The sequence below is a fragment of the Haloglomus irregulare genome (assembly GCF_007421925.1).
In the GTDB taxonomy this organism is placed as follows: Archaea; Halobacteriota; Halobacteria; order Halobacteriales; family Haloarculaceae; genus Haloglomus; species Haloglomus irregulare.
This window is the reverse complement of record NZ_QMDX01000001.1, coordinates 139,191-151,221: the sequence shown is the minus strand read 5'-3', so window position 1 is coordinate 151,221 and position 12,031 is coordinate 139,191. Positions and strand designations below refer to the sequence as shown.

Annotated in this window: 12 protein-coding genes; 9 read left to right on the top strand and 3 right to left on the bottom strand. The window is 69.4% G+C overall.

Annotated elements, in window-relative coordinates; all coding sequences use genetic code 11:
* The first annotated feature begins 122 nt into the window (after positions 1-122).
* Together DP107_RS00895 and DP107_RS00890 are read left to right on the top strand one after the other, a co-directional pair.
* A complete protein-coding gene (locus tag DP107_RS00895) occupies positions 123-1,052 on the top strand; it encodes a branched-chain amino acid transaminase (protein WP_144260247.1) in 930 nt (309 codons plus the stop codon).
* 194 nt (positions 1,053-1,246) lie between these two features.
* Positions 1,247-2,170, top strand: coding sequence for an alpha/beta fold hydrolase (locus DP107_RS00890; protein WP_144260246.1), 924 nt, complete (start codon positions 1,247-1,249; stop codon positions 2,168-2,170).
* 257 nt (positions 2,171-2,427) lie between these two features.
* On the opposite strand, the gene thsA is transcribed toward DP107_RS00890, so the two are convergent.
* Together thsA and DP107_RS00880 are read right to left on the bottom strand one after the other, a co-directional pair.
* A complete protein-coding gene (gene thsA, locus DP107_RS00885) occupies positions 2,428-4,122 on the bottom strand; it encodes a thermosome subunit alpha (protein ID WP_144260778.1) in 1,695 nt (564 codons plus the stop codon).
* Between the two features lie 183 nt (positions 4,123-4,305).
* Positions 4,306-4,938, bottom strand: a complete 633-nt coding sequence (locus DP107_RS00880) for a KH domain-containing protein (protein ID WP_144260245.1) — start codon at positions 4,936-4,938, stop codon at positions 4,306-4,308.
* Between the two features lie 210 nt (positions 4,939-5,148).
* Between DP107_RS00880 and lrpA1 the strand changes: the two genes are divergently transcribed.
* The 5 genes from lrpA1 to DP107_RS00855 all read left to right on the top strand — a co-directional run bounded on the left by lrpA1 (position 5,149) and on the right by DP107_RS00855 (position 8,094).
* Positions 5,149-5,577, top strand: coding sequence for an HTH-type transcriptional regulator LrpA1 (gene lrpA1 / locus DP107_RS00875; protein WP_144260244.1), 429 nt, complete (start codon positions 5,149-5,151; stop codon positions 5,575-5,577).
* A 308-nt stretch (positions 5,578-5,885) separates the two neighbouring features.
* Positions 5,886-6,365, top strand: a complete 480-nt coding sequence (locus DP107_RS00870) for an SRPBCC family protein (protein ID WP_144260243.1) — start codon at positions 5,886-5,888, stop codon at positions 6,363-6,365.
* 42 nt (positions 6,366-6,407) lie between these two features.
* Positions 6,408-6,944 carry a hypothetical protein gene (locus DP107_RS00865; RefSeq protein WP_144260242.1) on the top strand — a complete coding sequence of 179 codons (537 nt, stop codon included), beginning with the start codon at positions 6,408-6,410 and terminating at the stop codon, positions 6,942-6,944.
* Between the two features lie 73 nt (positions 6,945-7,017).
* Positions 7,018-7,752: a nucleoside phosphorylase gene (locus DP107_RS00860; RefSeq protein ID WP_144260241.1), complete on the top strand. Its 735-nt coding sequence runs from the start codon at positions 7,018-7,020 to the stop codon at positions 7,750-7,752.
* Between the two features lie 159 nt (positions 7,753-7,911).
* Complete coding sequence (locus tag DP107_RS00855; protein ID WP_144260240.1) at positions 7,912-8,094, top strand: hypothetical protein; 183 nt, start codon at positions 7,912-7,914, stop codon at positions 8,092-8,094.
* 207 nt (positions 8,095-8,301) lie between these two features.
* Here the strand turns inward: DP107_RS00855 and DP107_RS00850 are convergent, their stop codons facing one another.
* Positions 8,302-10,194, bottom strand: a complete 1,893-nt coding sequence (locus DP107_RS00850; RefSeq protein ID WP_144260239.1) for an LEA type 2 family protein — start codon at positions 10,192-10,194, stop codon at positions 8,302-8,304.
* A gap of 186 nt (positions 10,195-10,380) precedes the next feature.
* Here DP107_RS00850 and DP107_RS00845 point away from each other — a divergent pair, with 186 nt between their 5' ends.
* Together DP107_RS00845 and DP107_RS21025 are read left to right on the top strand one after the other, a co-directional pair.
* Entirely contained in the window at positions 10,381-11,184 is an 804-nt protein-coding gene (locus DP107_RS00845) for a shikimate dehydrogenase (RefSeq protein ID WP_144260238.1), read from the top strand.
* A gap of 62 nt (positions 11,185-11,246) precedes the next feature.
* Positions 11,247-11,879 carry a helix-hairpin-helix domain-containing protein gene (locus DP107_RS21025; RefSeq protein WP_144260237.1) on the top strand — a complete coding sequence of 211 codons (633 nt, stop codon included), beginning with the start codon at positions 11,247-11,249 and terminating at the stop codon, positions 11,877-11,879.
* The last annotated feature ends 152 nt before the right edge of the window (positions 11,880-12,031 follow it).

The window sequence follows — 12,031 nt, the reverse complement described above, 5'->3', positions numbered from 1 at the left end:
CCGGCCCGGTCCTGCCACCCGTGACGGGCAGCGGTCCCCCGACCAGTGGGAGCCAGTGCCGCGACGCCCCGCGAATCCTCGGACCGTCAACACTCAAGAGGCTTCCAGTCGAGGTTCATGACATGGGATTTGAGGAGATGGACGTCGACACCATCTGGATGGACGGCGAGTTCACCGACTGGGCGGATGCCCAGGTCCACGTGCTGACACACAGCCTCCACTACGGGACGGCCGTCTTCGAGGGGGTCCGCTGTTACGACACGGAGCAGGGGCCGGCGATCTTCCGCTGGGAGGAGCATCTCGACCGGCTCTACCAGTCGGCCGCCGCGCTCGACCACGAGATCGAGCACACCCGCGAGGAGCTGACCGAGGCGACCCTCGAACTCATCCGACGCCAGGACCTGCGGTCGTGCTACATCCGGCCGCTGGTCTACTACGGCTACGACTCGCTGGGCGTCTCCCCGGAGGAGTGCCCCACCGACACGATGATCGCCTGCTGGCCGTGGGGCGCCTACCTCGGCGAGGAGGCCCTGGAGGAGGGGGTCGACGTGATGGTCTCCTCATGGCGCAAGCACCACTCCAGCATGATCCCGACGAACGTGAAGGCGACCGGTGCCTACATCAACTCCATGCTGGCGGGCGAGGAGGCCCGCGGCAACGGCTACATCGAGGCCATCGTCCTCAACAAGGAGGGCGACGTGGCCGAGGGGCCCGGCGAGAACGTCTTCATGGTCAACGACGGGGAGATCTACACTCCCGGCCTCGCCGAGTCCATCCTCGACGGTATCACCCGGCAGACGGTGATCGACATCGCGACCGACCTGGGCTACGAGGTCCACGAGGAGGCGAAGATCGCCCGCGGCCAGCTCTACACCGCCGACGAACTCTTCTTCACCGGGACCGCCGCCGAGGTCACCCCCATCCGGACCGTCGACGACAAGGAGATCGGCGCCGGGACCCGCGGCCCGGTGACCGAGGAGATCCAGCAGCGGTTCTTCGATGTCGTCGAGCGCCGGACTGACGACTACGACGACTGGTTCAGCTACGTCTAGGAGCTCTTTTCCGCGGCGGGTCGGCTTGTCGGCCGGCCTGCGGCCGTCTGCGGCGACCGCTCGCACAAAAAGTTCAGAAACATGCCGGCAGGACACTCGTTCGATGCCGGTGAAACGCGCGCCTTCGGCGCGTATGCAACGACTGCTCGAAGCCGTCCCGCCGTGCCTTTGCCTCCACCCGCCGGAGGAGGTATATGCCACCCCGCCTCGCCACCGACGCCTCGCTCCTCCATGACCCCGCTATCAACTCCGTCTACCGTGACATCGACGGCCTCGAACTGCACGCCGTCGTCGCCGGCGACCCCGACGACCCGCTGGTGGTCCTCCACCACGGCTTCCCGGAGTTCTGGTGGGGCTGGGCCGACTACGTCCGCCCACTCGTCGATGCGGGCTACCGCGTGCTCGTGCCGGACGGACGTGGCTACAACCTGAGCGAGGCGCCGGATACGCTGCCGGAGTACACGACCGACCGCCTCTCGGCCGACGTGGCGACCTGGATACGGAGCGAGGGGAAGGAGTCGGCCCACGTCGTCGGCCACGACTGGGGTGCGGCCGTCGCGTGGGACGCCGCGCTGCGCCGGTCCGACCTGGTCGACCGGCTGGTGACGATCAACGTCCCCCACCCGGCCGCCTTCGCGGGGGCACTGATGCCCAGCCGCGAGCGGTGGCGACTGAACCTCCAACAGTGGCGCCGGAGCTGGTACATCCTGCTCTTCCAGCTGCCCTGGCTCCCGGAGTGGCTCAACCGTCGCCGCGACTACGAGGGGATGGCCCGCTTCCTCCGGCAGGCCTCGCCCGGCACCTTCTCCGACGCCGACATGGACCGCTACCGCGCGGCGTGGAGCCGCCCCGGCGCGCTGGGAGCGATGCTGGACTGGTACCGCGCCGCGGTCCAGCATCGGCCGGACCTGCCGGGCACCACCGTCGAGCAGCCGACGCTCGTCATCTGGGGCGAGGACGACGACGCGCTCCTGCCGGAACTGGCCGAGCGGAGCGTCGGGTTCTGCGAGAACGGCCGCCTCGAACGGTTCCCCGACGCGACCCACTGGGTGACGCATGAGCGGCCCGAGGCCGTGACGGAGCTGATAGTAGACCATCTCGGCGGGGGAGGCGGTTAGGTGGACAGGGACCCCATTCAACGGATATGATGGTCGCTATTTGCAATATGAGGCACGATGTTCCGCAGATTTACAAATAAAATCGCAATCACGGGAGCGGCGCTATCGGTCCGTCGGTAAAGAGAGCGGGTCGTTCGGTGAGCGGTGCGAGCGTGGCGGAGACAGCATGCATCCGCGTGCCGAAGGCGCGGGGTTCACTCGTCCGAGGCGAGCGGTGAGTCGGCCGAAGGCCGACGAACCGCCTGCCGAAAAACGCTCTACATCATGCCGCCCATGCCGCCACCCATACCGCCGCCCATGCCACCCATACCGCCGCCCATGCCGCCGGGGGCGCCACCGGGGCCGCCGGGGCCGCCCTCGTCGTCGTCGTCGCCGGTCTGGCCACCCTTCAGGTCGCCGGCGGCGATGACGTCGTCGATGCGCAGGATCATCACGGCCGCCTCGGTGGCGGACTCGATGGCCTGGGTCTTCACGCGCAGCGGCTCGACGACGCCGTCGTCCTCCATGTTGACGATGTCGCCGGTGTAAGCGTCGAGCCCCGCGCCGGTGTTGCCGTCGTCGTGCTCGGAGCGCAGGTCCACGAGCGAGTCGATCGGGTCGTGGCCGGCGTTCTCGGCGAGCGTGCGTGGGATGACGTCGATAGCGTCGGCGAACGCCTCGACGGCGAGCTGCTCGCGCCCCTCGACGGAGTCGGCGAAGTCACGCAGCCCCATCGACAGCTCGATCTCGGGCGCGCCGCCGCCGGGGAGGACCTTGCCGTCCTCCAGCGTGACGCGCACGACGCCCATCGAGTCCTCGATGGCGCGTTCGACCTCGTCGACCACGTGCTCGGTCCCCCCGCGGAGGACGAGCGTGACCGAGCGGGCCTCGTCGACGTCCTCGACGAAGATGCGGGTGTCGCCGCCGATGTCCTTCTCGGCGACGGAGCCGGCGAAGCCGAGGTCCTCGGCCGTGATGTCGTCGATGTTGGAGATGACGCGGCCACCCGTCGCGCGGGCGAGCGCCTTGATATCGGACTTCTTGGCCCGCCGGACAGCCAGGATGCCCTCCTGGGCGAGGTAGTGCTGGGCCATGTCGTCGATGCCCTTCTGGCAGAAGACGACGTCCGCACCGGCGTCGTTCAGCGTGTCCACCATCTCGCGGAGCTGCTCCTCCTCCTGGTCGAGGAACTGCTGGAGCTGGTCCGGGGAGTCGACGTTGACCTCGGCGTCGATCTCGGTCTCCTTGACCTCGATGGCGGTGTCGAGCAGCGCGATGTCGGCGTCCTCGGCCATGTACGGCATGTTGTCGTGGACGCGCTCCTTGTCGACGATGACGCCCTCGACGAGTTCGGAGTTCTCGACGGCGCCGCCGACGACCTTCTCGATCTTGACGTTGTCAGTGTCGACCTCGCCGTCGTCCTCGGCGACGGCCTGGACCGCGGCGACGACGAGCGACGAGAGCGTGTCCCGCGCGTTCTCGGCGCCCTTGCCGGTCATCGCCGTGGCGGCGATCTGCTCGAGGTAGTCGGTGTCGTCCGGGGCGACCTCGATGGCGTTCTCCTCGAGGATCTCCTTGGCGCGCTGGGCGGCCTGCCGGTACCCCTGTGCCAGGATGGTGGCGTGGATGTCCTGGTCGAGGAGGTCCTCGGCCTTGGCGAGGAGTTCGCCGGCGATGACGACGGACGTGGTGGTGCCGTCACCGACCTCGTCCTCCTGTGTCTCGGCGACCTCGACGATCATGTTGGCCGCCGGGTGCTCGATGTCCATCTCCTTGAGGATGGTGACGCCGTCGTTCGTGACGACGACGTTGCCCGTCGAGTCGACGAGCATCTTGTCCATCCCCTTCGGACCGAGGGTCGTTCGGACGGATTCGGCGACTGCCGTTCCTGCCGTGATGTTCATCGACTGGGCGTCGCGCCCGGAGGTCCGCTGGCTTTCCTCGCTGAGTACGATGAGGGGCTGGTTACCCATCTGCTGAGCCATAGTCAGTAGAATCTTTGATTGTGGTTCTACATAAAACCTTCTGAACCGGCTTACAGAACCGACGGACGGGGCGTGGGTCTGCCGTGTGGCAGGGCATAGCGGAGAAGTATTTATATGGCGGACCGAACGCCGGTGCGGGCCGTCAGGAGGGCTGAAGATGTCGCCGGCTGGTCAGCCGCTCGGCTCGGGCCCGTTCGACCGGTCGGGTCCGGACGGGGCGGTCCCGGCGCCGGCGTCGGAGCCGGTCGACTCCTCACCGCCCGGGAACTCGTGGTACTCGATACCGGTCGACTCCATCTCGTTGTGCTTGCGCTCCAGGAAGGAGTAGACCGCGCCGTGGGGCGCGCCGTCGAGGATCATCTCGGCGGCCGACCGGACGGCGTCGACCTGCTCCGGCTCGCCGATGACCCCGAGCGTGGTGCCGTAGATGACCACCTCGGCGCCGGTGAGGTCGGCCATCAGCTGCCGGGTCCGGCCGTCCTCGCCGATGAGCCGGCCCTTCTGGCGCCGGAGGTCGTTCTCGTTGCGGGTCGCGCTCTTCAGGTCGACCAGGTCGAACATCCGCATATCGCCCTCCAGTAGCGAGAGTGCCGCCTCGGGCGAGAAGCCGCGGCCCACTGCCTTCACGATGTCCGGCCCCTTCAGGCCCTTCACCGGGTCGCCGACCGTCTCCACCCGCACCGACCCCGTCTCGCTGTCGATATCGAGACGGACCTCCGCACGGGACTCGATTTCGCGCATCGTCTCGCCGCCCTCGCCGATGAGGGCCCCGATGCGGTCCTGCGGAATCGTCACGTGCTGCATGTCACGCCGTTCGTGACGGTCCCGTTTAAGACTTCGCTGTGGGCCGAGCGCCCACGGGAGCCCGCCACACGGCCCGTTCCGGGCGGTCCCGGCAACGTGGTCGAGCGGGCTCCTCCGCGCCGTTTCCGGGCCGAGACCCCCGGTCCGACCGACGCGAACTTCCCTTTTCCTTTCCGAAAGAGGTTTTTCATCGGCCCCAAAAGTAGGGGTATGAGCGCGGAGTCAACGGAGGACCGCATCCTGTCCGTCTTGGAGGAGGACGCACAGGCCTCCTACGCCGAAATCGCTGACCGGGCAGGCGTCTCGAAGCCGACCGTCCGGAAGTACATCGACCGGCTGGAGCAGGAGGGGGTTATCGTCGGCTACTCTGCCGACGTGGACCCCAAGAAGCTGTCGGGCCAGTCCATCGCCATGGTCGGTATCGAGGTCGCCAGCGAGTCGTACGTGGAGGCCACGCGCGAACTGAAGGCCCTCGACGCCGTCGAGGCCCTCTACTCCTCCAGCGGCGACCACACCCTGATGGCCGAGGTCCGCGCGGCCGACGGCGACGGGCTCGGCGAGATCATCGCCGACGAACTGCACGGGATCGAGGGGGTCGAGGAGGCCCACCCGTCCTTCCTGCAGGAACGGCTCAAGTAGCGCCTCTCTGACGGCTCGGGTGTCCTCGGCGCGGCTTCGCCGCGTCTGCGGGCACCGCTCGCTGCAAAACGTTCAAAAAACGCCGGCACTCGGGTGCTTCACGTCCCCGTGCCGGTGACCCGCGCTCACTTCGTCTACTCACGGGCGGCGAGGCCGCCCACTCGCACGGCCAGCGAGACGGCGGTGCTGTCTCGCCGCGGCTCGCGCGGACGTACGTTCCCTATCGGCTCCCGCGCTTCGGTGTCGTCTCGCGCCCACCGCTCGCCGCGACGGTCACCGTTATCCACCACCCGGACCTATCCGTGGACATGCCGACCTACGAGCGGACGACGCGCGTCGCCGCGCCGCTTTCGGACGTGTGGGAGTTCCACTCCCGGGTCGAGGGGCTGGAGGCGCTGACGCCCGGATTCATGAACCTGCGCGTCGAGCAGACCGTCGGTCCCGACGGCGAGGCGGACCCGGACGTGCTGGAGTCGGGGGCCCGCATCGACATGTCGATGCGCCCGTTCGGGGTCGGCCCCCGGCAGACGTGGACCTCCGTCATCGGCGCCCGGCAGGCCCACGACGGCGCCGCCTACTTCCGGGACACGATGGAGGACGGTCCGTTCCCGACGTGGGAGCACACCCACCTGTTCTACGCCGACGGCGGGACGACCATCTGCCGGGACCGGGTGAACTACCGGCTTCCGGGCGGGCGGCTGGGTCGGCTGGCGGAGCCGTTCGGTGACCTGGGCTTCGGACCGATGTTCGCGGGTCGTCACCGGAAGACCAAGCAGCTGCTGGAGTGAGAAACCGGGAGCGCTTTCAGCCCACCGGTCCCGGAGGTCGATATGGACTGGTTCGCCGTGGCCCACGCGGGCGACGCCGGCGTCGGCCTGGGCGCGGCCGCCGGACTCGGCGCGCTCGCCGGCCTGCTCGCGACGGTACCGATGAATCTCCCGATGCAGCGGCTCCCGGAAGGCAGCACGCCACCGTTCGTCGCCGCCGGCGCCCTCACCGGCGAGGCGCTGTCGGAGGTGTCCGCCGGGCTCGCGAGCCTCGCCCACTACGCCTCCGGGACGCTCGCCGGGGTCGGGTTCGTCCTCGTCGCGGAGCTGGTCGAGCGGTCCGTCCAGGCACGGGGTGGCGCCCCGGGCTTCGACATCGCGCTCGGCGGGACCGGCCTGCTGCTGGTCCCCCACCTCATCGCCGCGGCGGTCACGTTCTCGGTGCTGTTCGTCTTCTTCGCGTACGTCGTGCTCCCGCTGTTCGGCAAGGAGGCCGCGAGCCGGGCCCGACAGGTGCGCAACGACTGGGCCATCGCGGCGACCGTCTACACCGTCGCACTGACAGCGCTGCTCCCGGCGTTGACGTTCGTGCTGGTCTGAGCGGTCGTCACGGGGCACCCGTCAGCCCGGGCGAACCGCCCGGACTTTTCCCCCGTCGCCACGCAGGCCGGATATGGCCAAGCAGCCCCACATCCTCTGTGAGCCCGGCGACGTCCACGATATCGCGCTGGTCCCCGGCGACCCCGGGCGAGTCGAGCGCATCGCGGCCCAGTGCGATAGCCACGAGACCGTGGCGGAGAACCGTGAGTACCGCGTCGTCAACGCGACCCACGACGGCGTCGACCTGACGCTCTGCTCGACCGGCATCGGCGCCCCCTCGACGGCCATCGCCGTCGAGGAACTCGCCGCGGTCGGCGTGGAGACGTTCTGCCGCGTGGGGACCACTGGCGCGCTCCAGCGCGGAATCGAGATCGGCGACATGGTGGTCGCCACCGCGGCGGCCAAGGACGAGGGCACCACGAGGCGGTACGAGGACGTCGCGGTGCCGGCGGTCGCGAGCCACGGCGTCGTCTCGGCGCTGCTGGATGGAGCACGCGCCCGCGACGAGGACCTCCACGTCGGGCCCATCGCCACCGACGACGCGTTCTACGCGGAGACCGAGGGCGTCGTCGAGCGTTGGGAGGCCGCCGGCCTGCTCGCCGTGGAGATGGAGGCGGCCGCGCTCTTTACCCTGGCTCGGCGGAAGGGCCTGGCCGCCGGCGCCATCTGCACCGTCGACGGGAACCTCGTCGAGGGAACCCAGAAGGGAGAGACCGAGGCGGACGAACTCCCGCCGAAGGCCCGCGACAACGTCGAGCGTGCCATCGGCATCGCACTGGACGCGGTCACCGTCCTCGCGGGCGACTGAGCGCGACGGCCGGCACCTGACCGGGCCTGTGCCCGGCCGAAGCCGGATGAACGTTCCTCGAATATAACTATTGTTCACGATCTTGCCCGGCATATGATGTCCCTTAGTGATATATTATCTCACGATATTCTTATTATGCCACACCCAGTGGATGGTCCCATGCATCAGCATGCGGTTCGGACGGCGATGGCGCTGTACACAGGTGGGACCCTCGACCTGGAGACGGCAGCCCGGCAGGCGGGCGTCTCGACGGACCGCATCGAGCGGGCCGCTCGACGCTTCGGCCGGACCCGAACGACGGCCAGCTCGACCAGCGACCGACTCAGCGTCTCCGCGGACTGACGACCACGCCCGGTCCGGGGCGGTCACGACGTTCCCGCTCCCGGAACCGTCCCCTCCCGTTCTCGACATCCAACAGCTGCTTCGCCCCCGTGATATCCCGGCTGTCCTCTAGACAACTGGGCTATCGCCGAAAGATGCGGAATATATCGGCCGTATTCTAATAGCCCGCCGCCCGGCCCGACCGCTGTCCTGCGGGGAACGCCCGCGTCAGTTCGGCTCGGCGGCGGCCACCGGTGGGGCGAGCGCGTTCGTCCCCTCGGTGTCGGTCGTGCCGTCCGACTCCGTGCCGAGGAAGTCCGTCTCGATGGTGGTGTCGTTGCCGAGCAGGTCGAAGGGGACCGACTCGGTGCCCCGCGGCGTGTCGACGACGGCGGTGGTGTCGGCGGTCATCCGCGTGACCTCGTCGTTGCGGATGTGGGTTGGCCACCACTCGTCCATCCGCTGGTTGTCCAGGTAGATGGTGTAGGTGACCTGCCGCGTCTGGCCGGGCGCGATGGTCCTCGCGTCCGTGTTGCTGTCGTCGGCGACGGTGACGCTGTTGAGGTTCACCACGTAGTCGACGCGCTCGATGGTGACCGACTCCAGCGTGTTCTCGTTGCGGATCTCCGTCGTCACGAGCAGCGGGGCTCGCTCGGGCGTAGACTCGCCCCACTCGGCCTCGACCTGCGTGATGGTGAGCACGTGGCGGCCGTCCTCGGTCGTGACGCGCCGGTCCTCCTCGGTCTCGATCTGACCGAGCACGTCCGTCGACTGCGTCCGCTCCTCGTCCGGAAGGTCGAGGTCGAGCGCGGTCACCGCGACGTCGGCGACCCCAGTGGCGTTCGTCCGCACGGTCGACCGCTCGCCGCTGTTGATATGCCGGGACCACCACTCCGGAACGGCGTCGTTGTCCGCGTCGGCGGACAGCGTGAACGAGCCGTTGCCCGGCGGCAGCCCGTCGACTGTCGTACTGTTCTCGGCGAACGTGACACCGTTGACGGTCGTCGTCCGGTCCACCTGCAGCGTGAGCAGGTCGTCGTACGCACCGTCGTTCGGATTGCTCGTCCCGACGGTCGTGACGATCTCCGTCGTCTCGTCGCCGACCTCGCCCCATCGGCTGCTGGTGTCCCGGACCTCGGGCTCCTCGAAATCGGGGCTCTCCACGGCGTCGGCGGGTAGCTCCTCGACGACCGTGGACTCGTCACCCAGGAAGTCGGTCCGGAACTCGAGCCGCCGGTCGAAGACGTTCAGCGGCACCCGCTTGCGCTCGCCGTCGTTGCGAACCAGGCCGTACACCTCGACGCGAAGCTCCGTCGCCTGGTCGTTGCGCAGGTGGCTCACCCACCACTGCTCCATCCTCGGCGTGGAAAGCGCGGCGTTGGCGGTGAAGCTGTCCGACTCCCCCGGCTCGAGGACGATGGAATCGTTCGTCCGTCCCTCGCCGACAGTGACGTTGTTCATGACGATGCGGTACTCCGTCCCGTCCAGCCGGACCGGCCGGTCGTGGACGTTCGCCAGGTCCACCGAGAACGCGATGGGCGTCCGCTCGGCGTCGGCGGCCCCCCACGCGGCCCGCTGGTTCGAGACGGTCATGATCTCGCTGTCGGAGACGGTGACGGTGCTCGACCCCTCGCCGGCGAAGGCGTCGAGCAGGTCCGTCTCGATGGAGCGGTTCTGCGGCGGCAGCGACGCGCCGAACCCGGCCACGCCGACGCTGGCCCGGGTGGAGACGACCGTCCGCTCGCCGCTGTTGACGTGGGTCACCCACCACGCCGGGATCTCCCCGTTGTCGAGTTTCGCGGTGAAACCGACCTCGTTGCGCCCGGGTTCGAGGCCGATGCCGCCCTCCGACCCGTCCGCGACCCGGACGCTGTTCATATATATCTCGTAGTCCAGCGAGGCGGCGCCCGGGAACGACTGGTTGTTCGGGTTGGTCACCACCACCTCCGTCTCCACGTCCGTCGCCGTCGTGGAGACGCCGCCGAACTCGCTCTCGACCGACTGGACGACCGGCTGCTCGAAGCTGAGGTCCCCACCAGTGAGGTAGAGGGCCGCGACCCCGCCCGCTGCGGCGAGCACGACGATTCCACCCACGGCGACGGCGACCTTCGTGGATACCACTGTTGGCTGCTCTACCCGATGCCGGTCTTAAAGGGTGTTGGCCACTGATAGACACCGCAGACCGCATTAGCGCCCGTGAACGCCGGGTAGATCGCCTCCGCCCTGGCCGCCCTCGGTGCGCTCCCCGTGACGGCCGAGTGAGGCGGAACCGCCAGCATCAACCCCCGACGGGCCCAGTCCTCGCCCATGCAGGTCTACGGACTCCTCGGCAACCCCGTCGGGCACTCGCTGTCGCCACCGATGCACGAGGCGGGCTACGACGAGCGCGACATCGACGCGCGCTACGTCACGTTCGAACCGGACCCGGACGCGTTCGACGCGGCCGTCGACGGCGCACGGGCGCTGGGGGTGCGCGGGTTGAACGTCACCGTCCCGTTCAAGAGCGACGCGCTGGCACACCCGGCCGTCGAGGCCGACCCGCTCGCCCGCCGGATCGGCGCCGTCAACACCCTCGACCTCGGCGGCGAGACGGTAACCGGTCACAACACCGACGCGACGGGCGTCACGCGCGCCCTCGAACACCACGACATCCCGCTGGAGGGCGCGGGCGTGGTCGTGGGCGCCGGCGGCGCGGGTCGTGCGGCCGCTTTCGCCCTCGCCGACGCCGGCGTGGACGTGGCCATCGCCAACCGGACGACGGCGAAGGCCGTCACCCTCGCCGACGAGGTGCCGGGGGCGTCGGGACACCCGCTCGACGCCGTGCCGGACCTCGTCGCTGACGCCGACCTGCTGGTGAACGCAACCAGCGTCGGGATGGAGGAGGACGTCTCGCCGGTCCCCGCGCCGGCGCTCCACGGCGACCTCGCCGTGCTGGACGCGGTCTACACGCCCGTCGAGACGCGGCTGCTCCGGGACGCGGCGGACGCCGGGGCGACGACGGTCGATGGCGCCTGGATGCTCCTGTTCCAAGGGGTCGAGGCGTTCGAGCGCTGGACCGGCGTCGACGCGCCCGTGACGGAGATGAACCGGACGCTCAGGGCGGCGCTCTGACCCGGAGTACGGGTTCCGTCGTCACGCCGGGCTTTAAGTAGGGGCCGGTTCTCGATTCGACTATGACCCTGCTCGACACCATCCTCTCCGTCCTGGGGCTGAAGTCGTCGGATCAGGACCGGCAACGGACGACCGACGTGACCGTCGAGCACGACCCGGACACCGAGAACGAGGCCGAGGTGAAGGGGACCGACCTGGCCGACGATACCGCCTCCGAGTCGGCCGCCGCGGGGACGGACGCGACGGGCTCGACCGGCAGCATGACCGAGACGCCGCCGGGTGACGGCGGGACCGCCGAACCCGCGGAGGCGACCGACGTGACCGAACATGCCGGCACCGACCACGAGGCCCCCGAGCCAGCCGAGGCCGCGGGTCCGGTCGGCGGCGAACCCGACCCGGAGGGGACCGAACCCGCGCCGGTCGACGGGAGCCCGGAGGCCAACGCTCACGCCGCGAGCGAGGCCGACGCCGCCGACGAGGACGCGGGGTCGGAGCCGGAGGACGGCCCCGCCGCGGACCCGGTCGACAGCGTCAGCGGCATCGGCCCCGCCTACGCCGAGAGGCTGGCCGACACCGACATCGAGACCGTCGGCGACCTGGCCGACGCCGACCCGGCCGCGCTCGCCGAAGCGACGGGCATCTCCGAGAAGCGACTCACCCGCCTCGTCGAGCGCGCCGGCGAGATGCTGGCGTAGCAACCACATCGGTTAAGACCGCGACGGGAAAATCGGGAGATATGTACCCACCACTGCAGGCCGTGAACACCGGTATCATCGACGCGACCGGCTGGTTCGTCGGACTGGCGAGTCTCGCCTTCGTCGTCGGCTGGCTCGTCTACCTCTTCCGG

Bases quoted from the DNA above. Each gene is read 5' to 3' on its own strand.
- DP107_RS00895 (WP_144260247.1), top strand. From the start codon at position 123: ATGGGATTTGAGGAGATGGACGTCGACACCATCTGGATGGACGGCGAG.
- DP107_RS00890 (WP_144260246.1), top strand. From the start codon at position 1,247: ATGCCACCCCGCCTCGCCACCGACGCCTCGCTCCTCCATGACCCCGCT.
- thsA (WP_144260778.1), bottom strand. From the start codon at position 4,122: ATGGGTAACCAGCCCCTCATCGTACTCAGCGAGGAAAGCCAGCGGACC.
- DP107_RS00880 (WP_144260245.1), bottom strand. From the start codon at position 4,938: ATGCAGCACGTGACGATTCCGCAGGACCGCATCGGGGCCCTCATCGGC.
- lrpA1 (WP_144260244.1), top strand. From the start codon at position 5,149: ATGAGCGCGGAGTCAACGGAGGACCGCATCCTGTCCGTCTTGGAGGAG.
- DP107_RS00870 (WP_144260243.1), top strand. From the start codon at position 5,886: ATGCCGACCTACGAGCGGACGACGCGCGTCGCCGCGCCGCTTTCGGAC.
- DP107_RS00865 (WP_144260242.1), top strand. From the start codon at position 6,408: ATGGACTGGTTCGCCGTGGCCCACGCGGGCGACGCCGGCGTCGGCCTG.
- DP107_RS00860 (WP_144260241.1), top strand. From the start codon at position 7,018: ATGGCCAAGCAGCCCCACATCCTCTGTGAGCCCGGCGACGTCCACGAT.
- DP107_RS00855 (WP_144260240.1), top strand. From the start codon at position 7,912: ATGCATCAGCATGCGGTTCGGACGGCGATGGCGCTGTACACAGGTGGG.
- DP107_RS00845 (WP_144260238.1), top strand. From the start codon at position 10,381: ATGCAGGTCTACGGACTCCTCGGCAACCCCGTCGGGCACTCGCTGTCG.
- DP107_RS21025 (WP_144260237.1), top strand. From the start codon at position 11,247: ATGACCCTGCTCGACACCATCCTCTCCGTCCTGGGGCTGAAGTCGTCG.